General features: G+C 42.0%; 22 protein-coding genes. 9 read left to right on the forward strand and 13 right to left on the reverse strand.

Annotated elements, in window-relative coordinates:
- Positions 1-2: 2 nt before the first annotated feature.
- The 5 genes from AU377_RS09950 to AU377_RS09970 form a co-directional block, all read right to left on the reverse strand.
- Complete coding sequence (locus AU377_RS09950) at positions 3-1,454, reverse strand: SLC13 family permease (protein ID WP_067407532.1); 1,452 nt, start codon at positions 1,452-1,454, stop codon at positions 3-5.
- Positions 1,451-2,638, reverse strand: a complete 1,188-nt coding sequence (locus AU377_RS09955; protein ID WP_067407534.1) for a glycerate kinase — start codon at positions 2,636-2,638, stop codon at positions 1,451-1,453. Before AU377_RS09955 ends, AU377_RS09950 begins: the two co-directional genes overlap by 4 nt.
- 213 nt (positions 2,639-2,851) lie before the next feature.
- The gene (locus AU377_RS09960) at positions 2,852-3,763 is read right to left on the reverse strand and encodes a glycine betaine ABC transporter substrate-binding protein (RefSeq protein ID WP_067407536.1); all 912 of its coding nucleotides are present in this window, start codon (positions 3,761-3,763) and stop codon (positions 2,852-2,854) included.
- The gene (locus AU377_RS09965) at positions 3,760-4,611 is read right to left on the reverse strand and encodes a proline/glycine betaine ABC transporter permease (protein ID WP_067407538.1); all 852 of its coding nucleotides are present in this window, start codon (positions 4,609-4,611) and stop codon (positions 3,760-3,762) included. Before AU377_RS09965 ends, AU377_RS09960 begins: the two co-directional genes overlap by 4 nt.
- Entirely contained in the window at positions 4,604-5,896 is a 1,293-nt protein-coding gene (locus AU377_RS09970) for a glycine betaine/L-proline ABC transporter ATP-binding protein (protein WP_067407540.1), read from the reverse strand. Before AU377_RS09970 ends, AU377_RS09965 begins: the two co-directional genes overlap by 8 nt.
- A 215-nt stretch (positions 5,897-6,111) precedes the next feature.
- Here AU377_RS09970 and AU377_RS09975 point away from each other — a divergent pair, with 215 nt between their 5' ends.
- Complete coding sequence (locus tag AU377_RS09975) at positions 6,112-6,660, forward strand: GbsR/MarR family transcriptional regulator (RefSeq protein WP_067407543.1); 549 nt, start codon at positions 6,112-6,114, stop codon at positions 6,658-6,660.
- Positions 6,661-7,112: 452 nt separating this feature from the next.
- On the opposite strand, the gene mscL is transcribed toward AU377_RS09975, so the two are convergent.
- The 3 genes from mscL to AU377_RS09990 all read right to left on the reverse strand — a co-directional run bounded on the left by mscL (position 7,113) and on the right by AU377_RS09990 (position 8,646).
- Complete coding sequence (mscL, locus tag AU377_RS09980) at positions 7,113-7,502, reverse strand: large conductance mechanosensitive channel protein MscL (protein ID WP_067407545.1); 390 nt, start codon at positions 7,500-7,502, stop codon at positions 7,113-7,115.
- Positions 7,503-7,591: 89 nt separating this feature from the next.
- Positions 7,592-7,897 (reverse strand): MGMT family protein, encoded by a 306-nt coding sequence (locus AU377_RS09985; RefSeq protein ID WP_067407547.1) that lies wholly within the window; start codon positions 7,895-7,897, stop codon positions 7,592-7,594.
- 92 nt (positions 7,898-7,989) lie between these two features.
- On the reverse strand, positions 7,990-8,646 hold the full coding sequence (locus tag AU377_RS09990; RefSeq protein WP_067407549.1) for a phosphatase PAP2 family protein: 657 nt from the start codon (positions 8,644-8,646) through the stop codon (positions 7,990-7,992).
- A gap of 68 nt (positions 8,647-8,714) precedes the next feature.
- Between AU377_RS09990 and ytxJ the strand changes: the two genes are divergently transcribed.
- Complete coding sequence (gene ytxJ, locus AU377_RS09995) at positions 8,715-9,035, forward strand: bacillithiol system redox-active protein YtxJ (protein ID WP_082732003.1); 321 nt, start codon at positions 8,715-8,717, stop codon at positions 9,033-9,035.
- A gap of 82 nt (positions 9,036-9,117) precedes the next feature.
- Here the strand turns inward: ytxJ and AU377_RS10000 are convergent, their stop codons facing one another.
- A complete protein-coding gene (locus AU377_RS10000) occupies positions 9,118-9,657 on the reverse strand; it encodes a helix-turn-helix domain-containing protein (RefSeq protein WP_067407553.1) in 540 nt (179 codons plus the stop codon).
- Between the two features lie 142 nt (positions 9,658-9,799).
- Here AU377_RS10000 and AU377_RS10005 point away from each other — a divergent pair, with 142 nt between their 5' ends.
- The gene (locus AU377_RS10005) at positions 9,800-10,837 is read left to right on the forward strand and encodes a proline racemase family protein (protein WP_067407555.1); all 1,038 of its coding nucleotides are present in this window, start codon (positions 9,800-9,802) and stop codon (positions 10,835-10,837) included.
- Positions 10,838-10,908: 71 nt separating this feature from the next.
- On the opposite strand, the gene AU377_RS10010 is transcribed toward AU377_RS10005, so the two are convergent.
- The 4 genes from AU377_RS10010 to AU377_RS10025 all read right to left on the reverse strand — a co-directional run bounded on the left by AU377_RS10010 (position 10,909) and on the right by AU377_RS10025 (position 14,528).
- Positions 10,909-12,132 (reverse strand): NAD(P)/FAD-dependent oxidoreductase, encoded by a 1,224-nt coding sequence (locus AU377_RS10010; RefSeq protein WP_067407557.1) that lies wholly within the window; start codon positions 12,130-12,132, stop codon positions 10,909-10,911.
- Positions 12,125-12,466, reverse strand: coding sequence for a (2Fe-2S)-binding protein (locus tag AU377_RS10015; RefSeq protein ID WP_067407560.1), 342 nt, complete (start codon positions 12,464-12,466; stop codon positions 12,125-12,127). Before AU377_RS10015 ends, AU377_RS10010 begins: the two co-directional genes overlap by 8 nt.
- Positions 12,463-12,732, reverse strand: a complete 270-nt coding sequence (locus AU377_RS10020; RefSeq protein WP_067407562.1) for a (2Fe-2S)-binding protein — start codon at positions 12,730-12,732, stop codon at positions 12,463-12,465. Before AU377_RS10020 ends, AU377_RS10015 begins: the two co-directional genes overlap by 4 nt.
- Before the next feature lie 74 nt (positions 12,733-12,806).
- Positions 12,807-14,528: a sigma 54-interacting transcriptional regulator gene (locus AU377_RS10025; RefSeq protein ID WP_067407564.1), complete on the reverse strand. Its 1,722-nt coding sequence runs from the start codon at positions 14,526-14,528 to the stop codon at positions 12,807-12,809.
- 161 nt (positions 14,529-14,689) lie between these two features.
- On the opposite strand from AU377_RS10025, the gene AU377_RS10030 reads away from it, so the two are divergent.
- The 6 genes from AU377_RS10030 (at position 14,690) to AU377_RS10055 (ending at position 21,948) form a co-directional block, all read left to right on the forward strand.
- Positions 14,690-15,874 (forward strand): FAD-binding oxidoreductase, encoded by a 1,185-nt coding sequence (locus tag AU377_RS10030; protein ID WP_067407566.1) that lies wholly within the window; start codon positions 14,690-14,692, stop codon positions 15,872-15,874.
- On the forward strand, positions 15,875-16,912 hold the full coding sequence (locus AU377_RS10035) for a proline racemase family protein (RefSeq protein WP_067407568.1): 1,038 nt from the start codon (positions 15,875-15,877) through the stop codon (positions 16,910-16,912). It abuts the gene before it with no gap.
- A complete protein-coding gene (locus AU377_RS10040) occupies positions 16,913-17,827 on the forward strand; it encodes a proline racemase family protein (protein ID WP_067407570.1) in 915 nt (304 codons plus the stop codon). It abuts the gene before it with no gap.
- A 95-nt stretch (positions 17,828-17,922) separates the two neighbouring features.
- Positions 17,923-19,368, forward strand: a complete 1,446-nt coding sequence (gene nhaC, locus AU377_RS10045) for a Na+/H+ antiporter NhaC (RefSeq protein WP_067407572.1) — start codon at positions 17,923-17,925, stop codon at positions 19,366-19,368.
- A gap of 176 nt (positions 19,369-19,544) precedes the next feature.
- Positions 19,545-20,426: a 4-hydroxy-tetrahydrodipicolinate synthase gene (gene dapA, locus AU377_RS10050; RefSeq protein WP_067407573.1), complete on the forward strand. Its 882-nt coding sequence runs from the start codon at positions 19,545-19,547 to the stop codon at positions 20,424-20,426.
- Positions 20,427-20,457: 31 nt separating this feature from the next.
- Positions 20,458-21,948, forward strand: a complete 1,491-nt coding sequence (locus tag AU377_RS10055; RefSeq protein ID WP_067407575.1) for an aldehyde dehydrogenase family protein — start codon at positions 20,458-20,460, stop codon at positions 21,946-21,948.
- Positions 21,949-21,994: the final 46 nt, after the last annotated feature.

Here is a 21,994-nt window from a genome sequence, read left to right on the forward strand (position 1 = left end):
GTTTATAACCCCATTCCCGTCCACTTCCAAAAAGTGAAGTAGAAGACAATCATTGCCGCAATATACAGAGGCATGAGGATGGCACTAATTTTAATCAAATGCTTGGCATCGTAAGAAACGTCACCTTCCTCAAAGAAGAGAAGAAGTGCTTTTGAACTGACCGGAAAGGTGACGCAATAATTCATTCCGACCAAACTGAGGAAGACAACTGTTGCGGGATTGATCCCGAGCGTTTCACTGAACAGCAATAATCCAGGAATGAATACGACTGCACGTGTCGTATGGGACGTGATGTACAAATGGCTTGTCGTTGTGACGATCGCAATGACCAACACGATCACCCATTCCGGTGAATGTTTGAACAATCCGAGGACACTGAGCAATTCTTCTTGAATCCATACAACTGCACCTGTATCGACAAGCACTTTTCCGAGCGCTGTTGCTGCCGCGACGAATACGATCAAATTCCAAGAAACAGATTTCATGCCGTTTTTCCAGCTGATGACACCGAATGACGGAAGCATGACTAATACAGCGCCGAGCATCGTGATGAACGCAATATCATAGCCATGGATGCTTTCTGTTATCCAGCCGAAAATGAGGAACGAAATAAGAATGATCGTTTTTTTCTCTTTGATATTCAATGATTTTTGGCTATTGGCCGTTTTTCCCGCAAATGTGCTGACGAGAGAGTCCGAAACATCTTTAGGCCATAGCATCCGTTTCATGATGACTGCCGTAAAAAATGTGACCAAGATTGCAAAAGGAACGCCCCATATAAACCATTGAAAATAGGAAATGGATTGGCCTGTCGTGCTTTCAAGCAAGCCGATTCCAAGCAAATGTGAGCCCGCACCGATTAAAGTAGCGGAAGTACTCATTAGGATGACGACAGGCGCCAATATTGCCAACATCCGCTGCTCTTTATCGGAAAAAATAGGCCCGAGCTGTTTGATGATCGGCATGGATAAGGCTGCCCGGCCCGAAGTCGATGGTATGAAAAAGGCAGATGCAAATAAAACAGAAGTCACACCGAACAGGACGGAATTTTTATTGCCCGATTTCTTTAAGATGGACTGCGTGAGTCGTTCCGCAAGGCCAGATTGTTTGACTGCTTCCCCGATGATAAACGAACCAACCATTAGCCATACAACTTCCTCGGCGAGAGAATGATATAGCAATTCTTGGCTGCCGGCCTTCATCAACACAATGAAAACAAGCAGGGAAATCGCAACAAAACCAGCTGGAATTTTCGTGGAGATCCATAACGTCATGGCAGACAAAAAAGCGAACAAAGAAACTTTTGCACCGTAATCTAGATCTTTGATAAGGATTGTTGCCAATAAGAAGAGAAAATGGACACCTATGATCGCCCAAGTCTTCGTAGGAAGCAGGCTAACCAACCAAGTGACTGGTCGATGTTTATGCGCATGTTTTGCCGTTCTTGTTATCATCTTTGTAATACACCCTCTAACAAATGCTTCCTTTCCGCGATAGCAAGCCCAATGGCGACTTGTCTTAATGCGGCTTCCGTACTGTTTTCAATCCATGTTGGCGCATTAATGATAGCTTTTTCCAATGATGTCGGTTGTGGAATGATACTGAAATAGGCATCGATGCCTGCACCATAATTCAGTTCTGCTCCTTTTCCGATTGTTCCTGTGATGGCAATGACCGGGATTCCATGTTTTTTAGCAATCCGCGCCACCTCGGCAGGAATTTTTCCGTTTGGCGTCTGAAAATCTAAACTCCCTTCAGCCGTGAAAACAACATCGGCAGTTTCAATTTTCTCCTCTATATTTATGTATTCCTTGATAATGTCAAAACGCGGATGTAACGTAGCCCCAGCAAAAGCGATGAGACCTGCCCCTAAACCGCCCGATGCGCCACTTCCAGGCATTGACCTGACGTCCAAAGCCATCTTATTTTCAATTAATGAAGCAAAGTGTTCCAAAGCCTTCGATAATTGTTCAACTTGTTCCGGAGTAGCCCCTTTTTGAGGACCGAATACCCGGGCAACCCCTCGTTCTCCACATAAAAGGTTCTTCCAGTTACATGCAACGTCAACGGTAACGGTAGAGAGACGTTTATCCAAATAGGTCGTATCAATATGCTCAGCTTTCATGATGTCTACTACACTGTTAATATTCACCGGATGATTGTTTTTATCTGAGAACTGTACGCCGAGTGCTTGTGCCATACCAATTCCGCCATCTGACGTGCCCGAATCACCGCAGCCGATCAAGATTTTATCTACACCGAGATCCAATGCAGTAAGAATTTGTTCGCCTACTCCATAAGTCGTTGTCTTTAAAGGATTTCTTTGATCGCGAGGCACTAACTTCAATCCCGCAACCGCCGCCATTTCAATGATTGCAGTTCTCTTGCCGTTCTCCGTGATCAAGCCGAAATGACTCGGAATCTTTTCCCCTACAGGACCCGTCACTTCACATTCAATCAGTTCTCCCGCCTTTAAGCGGACAATTGTTTTTGCAAAACCTTCTCCCCCGTCAATCATTGGAATCATTTCCACATCAGCAGTAAGATCATATCGTCTTGCGCCTCTTTCCATTGCCGAAGCAACATCCTCCGCGTCCAGACATTCTTTAAATCCTGATGGTACCATAACAATTTTCATTTCCAAATTCCCCCTTAGATTGTATCTACTAGTAATCTACCTACCAAATACTAGAAAACACTGAGAGGTTCATTAGAAAATGATGAGAAAAATGGTTAATAATGTCATACCCGTAAGAAGGGATAGCTTTTGGGGGATAAATTGAATATGTGATACTCACTAAAAAAACCCGGACCGAATGAACGGTACCGAGTCTTTGTCTGCATTCACTACTTATTCCTTTAAATCTTCAATCGAGTCAATATCCATATATTGTGGAACGACAAGACCGATTTTGACACCTTCCATGTTAATGCCAAGTTCTTCAAATTTACCTTCGAATTTCTCTGCATAGGTTTTATGTGTGACTGGAAGCCATGCTGCCAGTGTTGCGTCCGCACTACCATCTGCTACAGCAGTCCACATAGGACCTGCTTCTACTTGTGTTAATGTGACGTTATACCCCATGTCTTCTAGAACAAGTTTCATGACATTATGACTAGCGATTTCACTGTCCCATGCAACGTAAGCAAGTGTAATTTTGTCTCCATCCACTTTTTCAACGCCTTCTGTCCATTGTGCAACTTTGTCTGCATTCGCATCAATCCAGTTTTGCGCAGCTACTTCTTCTTTTTCACCATCTTGGATGGCTACCATTACAGTACCCATATCTTCTTCCGACCAGTGGAACTGTGAAAGAATTTTGTGTGCTTCTGGTAAGTCTTCTGCTAGCCCTGTTCTCGCGATGGTACGGATTTGTTCTTCCCCGCCATATGCTCCTTTTGGATCGTCGAGATATTTCAAGTCGAATTTCGCAAACTTCCAATGCGGTGTCCAGCCAGTGACAATAATCGGTTTTTCTTTGTCATACGCTTTTTTCAACGCTGCTGTCATCGCTGCGCCTGAACCTGTCACGAGATCCCAATCGTTTAGTTCATATTCTTCAATTGCTCTTTCTGTTGCTTCCATAATACCTGCACCTGGATCAATTCCAGTGATTTTATAGTTGACTGATTCACCAACTGATTTTGTTGAATCGCTTCCTGTGCTTGACTCATTGTTGCCATCATCGTTACCGCATGCAGCTAAACCGATCGCCAGCATTGCCACAGCACCAAGTCCTGCTACTTTTTTCATGAGTTTCATAATATAGTTCCCCCTTGTTTTTTCTTTCCAGCATGTTGCGTGATTCGATCCAAAATAATTGCTACGATGACGATCGCTAGACCAGTCTCGAAACCAACGCCTGTTTTTAATTGTGTAACCGCTCGGTATACTTCTTCACCGAGCCCAGGTGCACCGACCATTGATGCAATAACAACCATTGACAGGGAAAGCATAATACTTTGGTTGACACCCGCCATAATTGTCGGCTTTGCCAGTGGGATTTGGACTTTTCCTAATCGTTGCCAAGTCGTTGATCCAAAAGCCTCTGTCGCTTCGATCAAATCCTTTGGTACTTGCTCAATTCCTAACATTGTCAAACGAATCGTTGGCGGCATTGAGAAAATAACAGATGCCACAACGCCAGGAACAACGCCGATATTAAAGAAGAAAATCGCTGGCAGCAAATAAACGAAGGCGGGCATCGTTTGCATCAAGTCCAGTATCGGATTGACCACTTTTCGTACCCCTGCTTTTTGTGAACCCCAAATACCAATTGGGACCCCAATTATAATGGCAAAAAACACAGAAGTAATGACCAATGCTAGCATTTGTAACATCGGATACCAATACCCTAGATAATCAATGAACAAAAATCCGATGAACGAAAATAATGCAATCCGTCGCGTAGAGATAAACCACGCAAGCAAAGAGAATAGAAACGCAAGTAGAATTGATGGCACTACACTCAGCCATTCTACTGACCCTTCCACAATCCCTGACAGGAACCCTGAAATTCCATCGAACAATGACCCGAATGTCCCCACAAGCCAATCGACTCCATCATCGATCCAATCTGCAAACGGAAGGCGCGGTAAAAGTTTATCCAATTGTCTCCACCTCCGACTCGAGTGATTCGTTGTTCGCTTCTATTGACCCATTATTTTGGGCGAAGCTAACTGTTCCATCATTATTAATAAACTGCTCGTCGCCGGACAATGCGCCGATCAGTGCACCACGAATAATAATTCCCTGTAGCCTCTCAGCATCATCAATGACCGCTACTGGAATCGTTGCAGTCGAAACAACATCAAATAATTCCGTCAAAATGGTATCTGCTGGAAACATCGGTACATCCGATACGAGTATTTCCTCCAGTGATTTTCCCGATTCGGCCGCAAGAACTGCATCCTGAGCTGTTACAGCACCAAGCAAACGGTTTCTTTTGTCAACGACATAAATTGATGATATGCGAAGACGTTTCATTAAACGTAATGCGACGCGGGGTCCACGATCCACTTGCACGGTATCTGCCTTTTTCATAATGTGACCCGCCGTCAATACTTTCGCCAAATCAACGTCTTCAACGAAACGTTCGACATATTCATTTGATGGGCTCATCAATATTTCTTCTGGCGTTCCGACTTGAACAATCTCGCCGTCTTTCATTAAAGCAATCCGATCACCGATACGAAGTGCCTCATCCAAATCGTGGGTGATGAAAATAATCGTTTTGCCCATGTCATTGTGCAGTTGCAGCAATTCGTCTTGCATATCTTTTCGGATTAACGGATCAAGAGCACTGAAAGCTTCATCCATCAGCAAGATGTCTGGTCCATTTGCAAGCGCTCTCGCAAGTCCGACACGTTGTTGCATTCCACCACTTAATTGGTTCGGATATTGGTTTTCATACCCCGCAAGTCCCACCAATTTAAGAGACTCTTTTGCTTTTGCTTGTCGTTCCGCTTTGGAGACTTTTTGAATTTCCAGTCCATATTCCGTATTTTCAAGAATCGTCTTATGGGGAAAGAGGGCAAAATTTTGAAATACCATTCCAATTTTTTTACGCCGCACCACGCGAAGTTGTTCTTTATTCATGCTGACAATATCTTCCCCATCCAATAGAATCGTGCCGATTGTTGGGTCAATTAACCGATTCAGCATTCGAACGAGCGTTGACTTTCCACTTCCGGACAACCCCATAATGACGAAGATTTCACCTTCATATACTTCGAAGTTCGCGTTATTGACACCGACAGTTGCACTTGTCGCTTTCAAAATTTCGCTCTTCGTCTTGCCTTCCTTGAGCAGTTGTGCTGCTCGTTTACTATTCCTTCCGAAAATCTTTGTTGTATTTTTCACTTCGATTTTCTTCTTGGTGATCTGGTCACTCATGCACACACCCCTGACTTAAAAAAATTATGAATGTTTACTAGTATAGCGATAAAAGATTTCAATTACAACCGTTTTTATTAAATTAATAGTTTGTACAGAAAAAACTGTACAAACAATAATTGTTGTAAATTGATTTTTAACGAAGGATATAATACGCTATTAAGAAGAATAACTGCTGAAGCTTTTCAAGCCTAAACAGTGAAGGAGATATAGCAATGGTCGGTAAAGAAAGACTTGAAAAAGCTCGTGAGCGAGTGATTGAAACAATTGCACAAAATATACATCTCTATGGCCTTACACCATCTGCAGGAAGACAGTTTGGCACGATGTATTTTCATGACGAGCCCATGACATTGGATGATATGACAGAAGAGCTGGGCATGAGTAAAACGAGCATGAGCACTTCTGTTAGAGCCTTATCCAATGTAAAGCTAGTGGAACGCGCTTGGAAAAGGGGCGTAAGAAAAGACCTCTATCAAGTGACGGACGATTGGTATCAAAGCTTCGTTGACCTGTTTTCCATTAAGTGGAGAAGATCTGTTTCTTTGCACACAAATGCTGTGAGAAGATCGCTGACGGAATTGGAAGAATTAGTAAAAGAACCCGATATTAGTGAGGAATTGAAAATAGAAGCAAAGGCAGATATTGAAAAGCTGCGCTACTTGCGTGATTATTACGATTGGCTCGACCGACTCGTTGACGCATTCGAGGACCAGGAGATCTTTAATCTTGTACCGATCAAAAACAGTTCTATAGATAAATAAAAAATAAAAGAAGAAAGACAGCATCAGGGTGACCCGATGCTGTCTTTTTTAAGTTGCCTCATCCACATGTGGATAACTTACATTGAAACTTTTCTCATCCACAACCGTGAATAAAAATAATTGAAACATAAAGTGAAAAATCCCTCCAACAGCGTCGGAGGGATTTTATTTATGAATTATTTATGACTGCTAAGTGTTCTTGCGATACCTGCAATATTACCAACTATAACAAATGCGAAAAGAATGTACATGATGTAGACGAACCACATGAGCCGATCACTCCTTTATAGTCAATATCCTGAATATATTGTACCATTCGGACATTGGGCAAATCAATGTAATCTGAATTAGTGTGATGTAATTGTGAAGAAAATCGTAACGAATGGTGTCTGACTTTTTAAAGCAACGAAAAAAGGACATTCCGTCAATTGAGGAATTGTCCTTTGCTATAATTATTTCCCTTGCTGTTCTTTCATCAAATCGCGAATTTCTTTGAGCAATTCTTCTTTTGGATCCACTTCTGGTGCAGCTTCTTCCACGACAACTTCCTCTTTTTTTCTTTTCAGTTTTGAAGCCAAACGAATCGCCAAGAAAATAGCAGCTGCTACAATGAAGAAATCAATGATCGATTGGATGAACATCCCGTACTTAATTACCGTCTTGTTGTATGTAACGGCAAGATCTGAAAAATCGATACCGCCTGAAATAAGTCCGATGATCGGCGTAATAATATTTTCGACAAGCGAGGTAACGATTTTTCCAAATGCCGCACCGATGACGACAGCGATCGCAAGGTCTACCACATTTCCTTTGAACGCAAATTCTTTAAAGTCTTTCCACATACTGATCACTCCAAATCTTTTACTCTGTTTTTGATAGAAGAAAAACTATACCTCAAAAATAATATTTTTAAACATTATTTTAATAAATTTCAATAAGAATTGGAAGGCTCCCAACGATATTTTGATAAATCAACCCGTTCTTTCTTAGAAAATACAATGCCTTCTAGCTCCAATAAATCCCGCTGTTCGCTTCCTGTAAAGGAAATTTCACCTTTTGCATTAATGACCCGATGCCAGGGCAGTTGGTGTTTTCCGCTCATCGTATGCAAAATCCGAACAACTTGTCTTGCACCGCGTGGATTGCCAGCAACAGCCGCCACTTGTCCATACGTCATGACAGTGCCAACGGGAATATTTTTGATAATCCGAATGACATTTTCCGTGAATGGGTGCATTGAATCACTCCTATATCTAAATGCTTTTTAGTATATCAATAAAGTGATTGAAACGAAAAGAGAGTTAAACGAAAGAAATCATAAAAAAACCGCTATTTCAAGCGGTTTTCTACATACTTTTTTCGGTAAAAATGATAAACGACAATCGAGGCAGTGACCCACAAAGCACTGGCGGCATATCCACCGACCACATCACTTGGGTAATGAACGCCAAGATAAATACGGCTAACTCCGATCATAATGATCATTATGGCGGACAAAATAATAAGTAATGTCTTGCTTGTCACTGTTTTAGCATGGCGCCACGCAATATAAGCGATGATCGCGTAAAGGGAAAAGGCCATCATCGAATGTCCGCTTGGAAAACTAAACCCATTGGCATTCAATATACGGTGAATTTCTGGACGCTCTCGTTTGAAATAAAGTTTTAAAAAGTGGTTCAACAGTATTGTTCCTAGCACAACAAAAACAAGTAAAAGAGCTTGCCCCCGATTTTTCAGCTTCCCATAAATAATGAGAAAACCAATAAGTGCGATGATTGATACGATATAACCAGAACCGACCCATGTGAAAAACTTCATCACAGCCGTCAACGAAGATGTTTCAAATCCTTGTACAAAGTGAATAATGGACAGGTCAAAACGCTCAATCGTTTGCCTACGAATAGCGTTCGCGATATAGCCGAAAAGAATGCCCGAAAGAACACAAAGGAAAAATGCAAATATTAACTGGCGTGATAGGCCATACATGGAAAGCCTCCTTTCCTTGTTTATTATTGTATTAATTAGGTAAAATAAACAATAGGGAGATGATATCTATGAAGGAAATTCAAACAAATGAAGAATGGCAAGCGTTGCGCGAACAATCGAAATCACAACCATTGTTTTTATTAAAACACAGCACAACTTGTCCAATTAGTGCAGCTGCTTATCATGCATTTGATGCTGTTACGACAGAATTACCGAAGTATTTCTTAAAAGTACAGGACAGCCGGCCTGTTTCCAATGCCATTGAAAGTGATCTTGGCATTCGCCATGAATCGCCGCAGCTCTTTCTTTTGAAAGACGGCGAAGCCGTTTGGCAGGCAACCCATTCAGCTATAAACGAATCAAGCATCCAAACAGCGCTGAGTGAATAAAGTTGATTGAAAACTAAAAACGTTCCATATGAAACAAAGAATTGCCATTGCTTCACTTCGTGTGAAAACAATGGCAATTTCTTTACTCCGAAGACACGCAAAGAAATTTAACAGGCTTGTCCGTTAAATTTAACCAGTAATGCGGACTGCTTGCGTCAATAATCATCGAATCATGTGCATGCAGACTATATTCCTCCTCTTTAATTTGAACGGTCAATTCTCCTTCTAATACATACAAAAACTCCTTGCCGCGGTGGGTAAACTGACTTCCTTTATTTTCACCGACTTTTAAAATAACAAGCAGTGGACTAAACCCTAAATTCGGATGATTGCCGGACAGATCTTTGTAAATAAATTGATTGATGAGCAGATCTGCTTCACTATCGATTTTCCTAATCACTGTCGGTTGCTTCTCTTCTTCGGTCGTAGAAAAGAAATAACTTGGATTCACTTGCAGTACTTCTGAAATTTTCTTTAGTGATTCAAGTGTTAGTGAAGATTTCATACGTTCAACCTGTGAAAGAAAGCTGATGGAAAGGTCTGTTTTTTCCGCGATTTCTTTCAGTGTTAATTTTTTTTCTTTACGCAGTGCTTTCAACTTTTTGCCAATTGTTTGATCCATATATATAGTCCGCCTTTCAATTAAAAATTAGTTGACAGAAAATTTATTATTAACTATTATTGAAGTGTGGGTTCAATTTCAGTGAATATTCACTTTAATCTAGATATTGATTCAATGAAACTATGAATGGAGAGATCTGTCAATGATTATTAATCATATGTATTCAACAGTAGATGTCCACGTTGCAGGAGAGCCATTGCGTATTATTACGGATGGTTTGCCGGAAATTAAAGGGGAAACGCAGCTTGAAAGACGTGCGTATTGTATGGAGCATTTAGATGATATTCGCCAAGTCCTAATGTTGGAGCCGAGAGGGCATCATGGCATGTATGGTTGCATTATTACGCCACCTGCGAGTCCGCATGCAGATTTTGGCGTTCTATTTTTACACAATGAAGGTTGGAGTACGATGTGCGGACATGGGATTGTTGGTGTCATCACGATGGGGATTGAAACGGGCCGTTTCAAAGTGACCGAGCAAAATCAAAAGTTTGTCATCGATAGCCCTGCCGGTGAAGTAATTGCATACGCAAAAACAAATGGTTCAGTTGTGGAATCCGTTTCCTTTGAAAATGTCCCATCTTTCGTATTAGAAAAAGATTTGCCTATAGAAATTGATGGCTTCAAATTTAACGTCGATGTTTCATTTGGAGGCGCTTTCTACGCAATTGTGAACAGCCAAGACTTAGGGTTGAAAGTAAATAAAAAAGATTTACCAGCCATTCAAAAATGGGGAACAAAAATTAAGCGGTATGTGGAGGAGAAAGTGAATGTCGTTCATCCGCTCGAAAGCGGTTTGCATGGTATTTACGGCGTCATTTTTTCAGATGATCCGGTTAGTGAGGGAGCAGATCTTCGAAATGTTACCATTTTTGCTGATGAGCAAGTTGACCGTTCGCCGTGCGGAACAGGCACGTGTGCAAGACTTGCTTCACTTCAAGCGCATGGAAACATGAAGGAAGGGGACAGCTTTGTCCATGAAAGTATTACTGATGGACAATTTGTCGGCGAAATTTTGGCAATGGATAAGGTAGGATCCTATGATGCAGTCATTCCAAAAGTAGCAGGTGAAGCCTTCTTGACAGGAATTCATCAATTCCTAGTGGATCCACAAGACACACTTCCGAAAGGATTTTTGCTAGAAGAATACGAAGAAGAAAAAGAGTGTCTAAAATCATAAGATCTGTCTAAAATATTTGAATGAAAAACAAGCCCCGCAAGTTAAGAAAAACTTGGCGGGGCTTGTTTTTATCATAAAGTGATGGCGACACTTTTATTTTGGTGCTCTTCCCAATATTGTTGCAACTTTCGCTTTCCTTCCTTCACTTCCGGATGGAATTGAATATACGCATTGTCTCGAGTTGTTTCGATGTCAGCGATGGCTTGTTGAATGTTTGATTCTAACCCTCCGCCGAGGACGTCATTTGCAATCGCAAGTCCCGCAGTGACACCTTGGCTAATGGCGACTTTTGCACCTTCAATGCCGGTAATATTGCCTGCTACGTATAGGCCTTCCACTGGTGTCTGCATTTGTTCGTTATGAAGCGGGACGTAGCCGCCCAATTCTTCAATATGATAAAATGGGCAGCCTGCAACCGCGGCGAGCTCTGCTAGGGGATACAAACCGCCAGCGATACAGACGAAGTCAGCCGAAATGTTTTCTTCTGTTCCTGCGACCACTTCTCCAGATGGACTGATCGTTGCAATTTTAACACCCTCAACTTTTCCATCTCCATAAATCTCTACAACCGCTTTACGCAGCATAATTGGAATGTCCCACATTTTAACGCCATTTTTCGGGAAAAACGTGATCCCCATTCTTTTCATGAAATCATTTGTCATAAGCTTACTGCCCAACTTCACGAAAGCAGATGGTGCCATATGGGAGACGTGCAACAGTGAATTCATCACTTCCATAGGGTCTGCCGATTTTTCAGTAGGAATATTCATCTTTGGCAATGTAATACACGCAACATCAATGTTTGCGATTTTCAGTTCCATGGCGATCGCGGAAGATAAAACATTGACGCCGACGATAACGCCGCGATTTCCAGGCTTTACCCGCTGCACATTTGTCATGACCTGTGCTGCACCGACAGACATTACGCCAGGCAATGTCCATCCTGGAATTGGCAACGGTGTTTCTGCCGCGCCCGTTGCCAAAAGTAGATGTGATGTGTAATGTACTTCTGACTCAGTGTAAATGACCCATTCATCATCAATTCTTTCAATATTGGAAACAGGTGTATGCAGTTGAATCTCAACACCCGCATTTTTCGCTCTTTCCACTAAGCTCTTCGACTCTTTTATGCCGTTCCACCAGTTACCATTTGGCTCTTCGTAAAGTTGGCCGAGCAATCTGCCGCCTCCGACCATATATTCATCAATGACCAATACATCGAGACCTTTTTCAGCAATTGTAATGGCAGCGGAAAGTCCAGCAGGGCCCGCACCAATAATGATAACTTTACCCATTTTGAGATGCCCTCCAATCCCGCACTGTTGTGAGCAGTTTTCCGCCGCTTTCGATGTTCATGCCTTCCTGAACTGGTGTTAAACAAGCACGTACGCCTTGTTCGCCGTTCACACTAACGCGGCATTCAAAGCAATGCCCGATATTACAATAAATTCCACGCGGCGTTCCGCTTTCCTCGTGATGACGTAACGTGCGCACGCCATTTGCAAGTAAAGCAGCGGCGATGGATTCGTGACGAAGCCCTTTGTATTCTTTGTTGTCAAATGTGAACGTCACAACCTCTGATTCGTCAATTGGATCGAGTACTGGGTGATTTAAAATTCTATTCGTCATTTCGTTACATCTCCTAACTTGCCAAAACTAACTGGGCGGATCGGCGGCTGATATTTTAACGTGATTTCGGAAATGTCTCTTTCCGTTGCGGCAAGTGCAATGCTGTCAACAGCACTTCGGCAAGTTCTGCCGCCGCAATAGCCCATTCCTGCGCGTGTTCGCAATTTTAATTCCCTAGGCGTACAGCCGAATTTTTCGGCCGTTTCAACAAGCTCTCCATATGTTACTTCTTCGCATCTACAAATGATCATTTTATTATCAGTCATTTCATTCACCTCGTCGTTAAACGTATTCATGCTGTCTTGTGAAAATATTATGCAAGTTTTATGCCAACAACAGATTATGCTTTAATGCCTAATCGATTGAGTCGATTGTACAAAGTCGCACGCGTAATGCCTAGATTTTTTGCGCAGAGCAGTTTGTTGCCGTCTGCTTTCTTTAATTCTCTTAACAAAATTTCTTTTTCGACAGCTTGTAGTTGTTCACTCAGGCTGACGTTTTCCTGCGAAATGGAAGTGATCTTAGTGTTTTCTTGTTCTGCGACTGACGATTGCGTAATTCTTTCCATTTCCATTGGAAGGTCATCGATTTTAATCTGTCCGTTGTCAGAAAATACGACGAGGCGTTCAACGGCGTTGCGCAGCTCCCGAATATTGCCTGGCCATGAATGCTTAAGCAATGATTGCATGACTTCTTGGGAAATCCCATGGATTGGACGATTGTATTTTACCGAAATCTCATAAAGAAAATAATGGGTCAATTCAATGATGTCTTCAATTCGTTCACGAAGCGGGGGAACTTTAAAATTGACAACGTTTAAACGGTAATACAAATCTTCTCTAAATTTTCCTTCTTGAACGAGCTCTTTTAAATCACGGTTAGTCGCGGCGACGACACGAAAATCGACTTCTATTTCTTTTGTTCCGCCAACCGGATAAAACTTCTTCTCTTGAAGTAATCGAAGAATCTTCACCTGCATTTCCAGCGGCATTTCACCAATTTCATCCAAGAAAAGAGTTCCACCCCTGGCAAGTTCTACTTTCCCCTTTTTCCCTCTTTGATCAGCGCCTGAGAAAGCCCCTTTTTCGTAGCCGAAAATTTCACTTTCAAATAAGCTGCTTGGAATCGCACCGCAGTTAATGGCCACAAAGGGCGCATTTTTATCTTCTCGCAAGTTATGGATCGCTTTCGCAAAAAGCTCTTTTCCAACGCCGCTTTCCCCATAAATTAATACACTTGCATTTGTCGTGGCAGCTTTTCTTGCGATGTCCAATGTTTGTTTGAGCGCTGGGCTATTTCCTTTAATGTAAGAAAAAGGATTTTCCGTAGGTTGTGTTTTTCGAATTTCTTCTTCTAAATGAAATAGTTTTTCATTTGTCGCGTAGAGCTCATTATTCAGGCGGATTTGACTTGTAATATCGGTTTCCGAAACGACTGCACCGATAATCTTATCCTCATAGTAAACGGGATTTGAATTGATCATTACGACGAGATCATTCCTTGCGTGGTGTTGACTATGGTAAACAGAAGAACCGTTTTGTAATGAATTTAAAATTTCTAATCGCTCGGTTTTGAAAAAATCAGTAATCGGTTTTCCGATAATCTCTTTCTCTTTCACCGAGAACAGTTTTTCGGCCCCTTTTGTCCATTGCAAGACTTTCGCATCTTTATCAATGGCCGTACATGATTCATTGATTGTGTTTAAAATCGTATGCAAAAAAGCTTGGCCTTTTTTGTATTCCTTCATTAAATTTCTAGCAATGATCGAATAGGTGACAAAGCCGATGAATTCATTGTTATCGTCGATGACAAGCCCTTTGTCATGTTCCGCAAGACTTTCCAAAATAGATTCTAATGAGTGGTGCACAGAAAAAACAGGACACTTCTTTATCGAAATTTCTTTTGTTTCCTCATCGAGTAGGACGTCATAAGGAAAGTCATCTTTCAGTAAAAAAACAGCTTTTGGCAAGTGCTGTTTGATATCTGCTTCACGTACAACGCCTTCCAGTATAACAAAATCTTTTTTTATCACTTTTTCTAGCAACTGATCTGTACCGTACATAAATTCAGCCACCTCAACTGTCTAATTATTTTGTAATGTATAATTATTTTTACACAAATAGTTTAAAAATTCAATAGGAACTGAGTTTTAACACCATTTTAAAAGTTGGCACGGGACTTGCATTATATTTTAGCGAGCAGCAATTGAAGGGAGGATTTTGCGTGGGAACGATTCAACATCGGGATATTGTAGTTATCGGAGGTGGGATTATCGGGGCGGCAATCGCCTATTACGGCTCCAAAGCAGGTTTGGATATCACAGTCCTTGAGAAAAAAGAATTAGCGAGCGGCACATCTTCAAGATGCGACGGAAATATTCTCGCGATTGATAAGGATCCCGGTTTTGATAGTCAAATGTCTTTAAAAAGCCAGCAACTCGTTCACGAATTAGATCGAGATCTTGAAATCCCTTTTGAATATCGCAATCCTGGCAGTATTTTAGTTTGCGAAAATGATGCGGAAATGGATGCGGCAGCACAATGGGTAAAAAGACAACAAGAAGCCGGACTTGAATTTAGAATGCTCGACCGAGAAGACCTGCGAAATGAATCGAAGTATTTTGCGGATGATTTGTACGGTGGGCTTGAATGTAAGACAGATTCCACTGTGAATCCTTACATATTAACGTATTCCATGTTTTATAGTGCAGAGAAACAAGGTGCGAAAATTCATACAAACACAGAAGTACGAAATATGACGAGAAACGAAAGTACTGGACAATTTACGATCGAGACAAATAATGGCACATACACGGCCAATCAGGTCGTCAATGCAGGGGGAATTTGGGCCCCGAAGCTTGGGGAAATGGTTGGATTAGAAATACCAATCCATCCTCGAAAAGGGCAAATCATCGTTGCATCTCGTCAACAGCCAGTTGGCATTCGAAAAGTAATGGAGTTCGGTTACCTCATCTCCAAATTTGGCGGGGAGCGTACCGTTGATCCGATGACGGAAAAATACGGTGTAGCGCTCGTGTTTGAACCGACAGAAGCGCAAAACTTCTTAATCGGAAGCAGCCGACAGTTTGTTGGTTTTGATACACGCGTTAATCATGAAGTAACGAAATACATCGCGAAACGGGCGGTTCGATTTTATCCGAAAATTGCCGACATGACTGTCATTCGAACGTATGCCGGATTGCGTCCGTGGACGGAAGATCATTTGCCAATCGTTTCAAAGGTAGAGGAAATTCCAGGTTATTACATCGCAGCGGGACATGAAGGGGACGGCATTAGCTTGGCGGCGGTTACCGGAAAGCTCATTGAAGAATTGATTACCGGTAAGGAAACTTGCATTCCAACCGAACCGCTAAGGCTTTCTCGCTTTAAGGAAAGGGTGATGAGTTAAATGAACTATCAAAAGTTGTTTACGACGATTGATACACATACGGGAGGAAATCCAACCCGTACATTAATTAGCGGTTTACCACCGTTAAAAGGAAATACGATGTCGGAAAAAATGCTGTATATGGAAAAGCATTATGACTGGATTCGTAATTTTTTAATGAACGAGCCGAGAGGGCATGGCGTTATGTCGGGTGCCTTGATGACGGATCCGTGCCATCCAGATGCAGATGTTGGGGTCATTTACATTGAAACGGGCGGCTACTTGCCAATGTGCGGACACGACACGATCGGTTTTTGTACAGCACTTGTTGAAGCAGGTTTAATCGATGTGAAAGAACCGTTGACAAAAATCAAAGTTGACACGCCTGCTGGACTGATTGATGTGGACATTAAAGTAGAAGATGGTATTGCAAAAGAAGTAACATTCGTCAACGTTCCGTCTTTCTCATTGAAAGAGATTGAAATTGAAGTCGAAGGAATCGGAAAGATCGACTGTGAAATTGCTTATGGCGGGAATTTCTATGGCATTATTGATGCACGCAAAATTGGACTATCCCTTACGGAAGATAATGCGACAAACATTATTAATAAAGGAATCGACATTCGGAATGCCATTAATGCGGTTGAAGAAGTTGTCCATCCAGAGTTCCCGTTTATCAATGGTTTAACGCATATCGAATTTTACACAGATCCAGTGCATCCAGAAGCAGACCTAAAAAACACCGTCATTGTCCCGCCGGGCGGGATCGACCGTTCGCCGTGTGGGACAGGGACTTCTGCAAAACTCGCAACGCTTTACAAGAAAAAAGAGCTCGGTTTAAAAGAACCGTTCGTTTATGAAAGTATCGTAGGCACGCTATTTAGAGCGCGTGTGCTGGAAGAAACGAAAGTGAAGGAACTAGATGCCGTTATTCCAGAAGTGACAGGATCTGCTTGGATTATGGGCATGCACCGTTTCTTCTACAATGAAAAAGATCCGCTCCGGGAAGGGTACTTGCTCATTCCACCGATGGAAGAGCCGGTAAAGGAGGGTGTGTAAATGAACTTTGAAAAAATGTTTTGCACGATCGATACGCATGTAGCAGGTGAAGCGTTCAGAATCGTCATCCAATCACCCATCGCTTTTCAGGGAGGGGATGTTAAATCGAACGATAAAGTGCTGCAAAGCAATTTCACGAACGAGAAAAACTTATTGTTAAATGAGCCAAGAGGGCATCGTGGCATACATGGCTGTGTTATTGCGCCTACTGAAAATGCAGACTTTCAGTTGTTGTTTTTCAATCATGATGAAGTGTGCAATTTCAAATATGAAGGGCTCATTACAACAATCACTGCATTATTGGAAACAGGCAATCTGCCCAAAAAATCAGATGACCTTTACGAAATTGAAACAGTGCATGGCATTTATACAGTAAAAGCGCCGTTAACAAACGGGGAAGTAACATCTGTTTACTTAGAAAGTGAAAGCTGTAAAGAAGTGAATGCCAATCCAGATTACACAACTGTTCAAATTGACAGTACGCGCAACTACTTGCTTGTTCCGCTACCGGAAGAGATTTCAAGTTTAGAACTCGGAAATTTAGCGGCCATTAGTAACTGGGGACTAGCAAAAACAGCTGAACTGAAACGTGCGAATGTAGAGTTTGAAGGAGTCGTGCTCATTGAATCTAATGAAGCAACGCCAGGAAGCGTCCGTTCCGTAACGTTTGAAAAAGACGGTTTCATTCTGCGTTCTCCGGGAATTGACAGCTCATTTGCGATTTTATGTACTTCAAATGCTGGAGATGAGCTGCACAATGAAAGTATCTTCGGTAGTGCATTGACGGTTAAAAAACTTTCACAAGCTAACAATGAATATCGTTTTAGCGTCGAGGCAGAAGCGTTTGTAACAGGATCTCATGAATTTATATTCGATCAAGAAGATCCGCTGAAAAATGGTTTTCTTTTAGTGTGAATAAAGGAAATAATTTTTATTGAACATGTCGACATCGAAGGTTCTAAAAGACGAGTAAACTACTAATTACTACAAACAAAAAGGGGGCTTATCTTATGGGAATGGAGAAAAGATTGCCCAATCTTGGTGAGGTTTTGTTTGTTTTACTGGGGTTTGGGTTCATCATGATTTTGTTTATCGTCAAGTTTGAAATTTCGATTCACCTCGCATTATTAACCACGTGGTTCCTAATCATGTTGGTCGGTTTAAAAATTGGTTATAAGTATGTGGATATGCAACAGGGGATATTGAACGGAATCAACGACGGACTAGAAGCGGTGCTTGTCCTCTTATCGGTGGGGGCGTTAATCGGGACTTGGATTGCTGGAGGTGTTGTACCTTCCCTCATTTATTACGGGCTTGCCGTCATTGATCCCAATATTTTCTTACTCGCGGCATTTATCATTTGTACGATTACATCGATCGCAACCGGAACTTCTTTTGGTTCCGCGGGGACTGCAGGAATCGCGATGATGGCTATTGGTGCAAGCTTTGGTTTTCCATTGCCACTCGTTGCAGGTGCCGTCATTTCGGGGTGTTATGTCGGAGATAAACTTTCTCCGTTGTCAGATACAACGGTTATGACAGCTTCTTTATCGAAAGTAGATTTGATCGAACATATTAAATCGATGCTAAGAGTGAGTATTCCAGCGTGGTTTATTGCCGGTATTTTGTTCTTAATCGCAGGGTTTTTCTATAAAGGAAATGGGGATTTAAGTGTAGCAATTTCAACGATGGATTCTCTCAATGAATACTTCAATATTAGTTGGTACATGTTAATTCCGGCTGTCGTCGTTATCATTTTGCTTGCCTTTAAAATGCCTTCGATCCCTGTTATTTTATTCGGTGCGTTTTTAGGAACGGTTTGGGCAGCTGCATTCCAAGGTGCAACATTTTTGGAAGCGTTTAACATTTTATACGCGGGTAACTCCATTGAATCTGGTGTTCCATTTATCGATAACTTGTTAAACCGCGGTGGGATCGTCTTTATGCTCGACGTCATTGCGTTAATTATCTTAGCGCTTGGCGTGGGTGGATTGATGGAAAGAATCGGCGTGTTACGTGCAATTGGAAACTACTTGGCGAAATGGGCAACAAATGCAGGGAAGTTGACTGTTTCAACGATGTTAGGCGGATTTCTCGGAAACATCTTCGGTGGTGCGTATGTATCACTTATTACAGCAAGTAAAATTACGGGTGAAAACTATGATCGCATGAATATTGATCGTCGTGTTCTGTCTCGTAATACCGAAGCAGGTGGAACGATTACAACACCAATGGTTCCTTGGTCAGACGGCGGTGTCTTTATGGCCGCAGCATTAGGTGTTTCAACGATCGGCTATCTACCGTTTTTATGGTTCCACTTCTTGGTCATTATCATTTCGATTATTTATGGCTTTACGGGTAAGTTCATTTGGTATACGAAGCCGCAAGTTCCTGACGAAAGCCAAGAAACAGATAAAGAAAAAGTAAAATCAGCAAATAAATTAAAACTTTCATAAATGAAAACTCTAGGCGTATTCCCAGTATTGGTAATACCAATGGTAAACGAAAAAATCATATGAATTTATTTTTGATCAAGGAGATCCATTGAAAGAAGGATTTCTTTTAGCGTAAGTAATTGAGTACCAAACCTTTTAGGTATTAAAAAATAAAAAATTAGTGAGGAGAAATAAAAATGAAATTTCATGGTATTTTAGTTCCTTTAGTGACTCCGTTTAACAATGACAACAGTTTGGATGTAGAAACTTTAAAACAATTAACACAAGCTTTCATCGATAAAGGTGTCGCGGGCATAGTTGCATGCGGGACTACTGGCGAATATTACGCTCTTAATGAAGAAGAGCGCGAGATCGTTTTAAAAACTGTAGCTGAGATCGCTAAAGGCAAAGTTACTTTAATTGCAGGCGTCAATGACTTATCAACTGAAGGAGCAGTTAACCGCGCCAAGCAGGCTAAAGATCTAGGCTATGAGGGCTTAATGTTGGCACCTCCTGCTTACAGCCTGCCTGATCAAAAAGGTGTAATTGCTCATTATGAAACGGTTGCTGCAGCAACTGATTTACCGATTATTATGTACAATTTCCCTGACCGTATCGGTATTGAAATTGAGTATGAGACTGTCGTTCATTTGGCTAAAAACCCAAATATTGTCGCGATTAAAGAGAGCAGCGGCGACTTTAGCCGTGCGTTGCGCTTACTTCAAACGCAGTTCGATAATTTTGAAGTGATTTGTGGCTGTGACGATCAACCTGTAGATTTCTTCTTCTGGGGCGCGAAAAGCTGGATTGCTGGTGCGGCCAATGTATTCCCAGAAGAACAAGTTGCTCTATTTAACGCTTCACAAGAGGGAGACTGGGAGAAAGCGCGTCAAATTATGCTTGATATTTATCCTGCGATCCATTCGATGGAGTCCGGAAACTATAACCAAAAAGCTAAACTTGGCTGCCTAAAAGGTGAAATACATGTCGGTACGGTACGACAGCCTCTATCTGACCTTTCAGAAGAGGAAAAAGAAGAATTCTTGTCTTTCTTTAAAAGCAATGTAGCAGTTAAGTAATAATGCGGATAAAAACAAGGAGGTAAAAGTCATGCAAGCAACAGAATATAAATTGAAACCAAAAGTAAAAGAATTCCTGGCAGAAGTACAAGGTCTATATATTAACGGTGAATACGTGCCTTCCGCAAACGGTAAAGTATTCGACGTACTTGACCCAGCAACAGAAGAAGTCATCGCTCAAGTGAGTGAGGGCGGAGAAGAAGACGTGAACGCGGCTGTTGCGGCAGCACGTCAAGCATTCGATGAAGGCGAATGGACAAAAATGGATGCGGCCGAACGCTCGCGCTTAATCTATAAATTTGCAGATTTACTAGAAGAAAACCGTGAAGAACTTGCGCAGCTTGAATCACTTGATAACGGGAAACCATACGAAGTGGCACTTGCGGATGATGTAGACGGGACAGTTCAACACTTCCGTTATTATGCAGGTTGGGCAACGAAAGTACTTGGCAAAACAACGAATATTTCACCAGACTACGTGAACTACACATTGCATGAGCCGGTGGGCGTTGTCGGACAAATTATTCCATGGAACTTCCCGCTCGCAATGGCAGCGTGGAAACTGGGTTCTGCACTTGCAGTCGGCTGTACAGTCGTCATCAAACCAGCAAGTGAAACGCCACTTTCGCTTCTATACGCAGCGAAGCTCTTTAAAGAGGCAGGTTTCCCAGACGGTGTTGTCAACGTTTTACCTGGTCCAGGACGTATTGTCGGTGACGGCATCATTATGCATAAAGACGTCGACAAAGTAGCGTTTACAGGTTCAACTGCAACGGGTAAAGAAGTGATGAAAAAAGCAGCTGAACAAATTAAAGGCGTAACGCTTGAGCTTGGCGGTAAATCACCTGCGATTATCCTAGAAGATGCGGACTTAGAAGAAGCAATCGAAGGCGCATTTAACGGTACAATGTACAACCACGGTCAAAACTGCAGTGCGACAACACGTATTTTCGTTCAGCGTTCCATCTATGACCAAGTCGTTGAAGGCATCGTGAAACGTGTCAATGAAGTGAAAGTTGGACCAGGCATGGACCCGTCAACAGATATGGGACCGGTTGTTTCTAAGAGACAACAAGAAACAGTTCTTGGTTACATTGAGTCCGGGAAAAAAGAAGGTGCACGCCTCGTTGCGGGCGGCGGTAAGGCATTCGACAAAGGCTTCTTCGTACAACCGACAGTCTTTGCGGACGTTGAGGATCATATGACAATTGCACGTGAAGAAATTTTCGGCCCAGTTATGTCCATTTTCGTTTTCGACACAGTTGAAGAAGTGATCCAACGCGCGAACGACAGCGAATACGGACTCGCAGCAAGCGTCTGGACAGAAAACATTAAGAAAGCACACTATATTACAGGTAAACTCAAAGCTGGTACAGTTTGGATTAACGATTTCGGTTTAGAGTGGGAAACAATGCCATTCGGCGGCTACAAACAATCCGGAATTGGCCGTGAAATGGGCGGAGAGTATGGACTTGAAAACTATACTGAAGTGAAGAGTGTGTTTGTGAATATTAAGCAGTAATTGAAAACAGGCTATTCAACCGCCGGAAAATCATTGATTGATTTTC

Source organism: Sporosarcina sp. HYO08 (assembly GCF_001563475.1).
In the GTDB taxonomy this organism is placed as follows: Bacteria; Bacillota; Bacilli; order Bacillales_A; family Planococcaceae; genus Sporosarcina.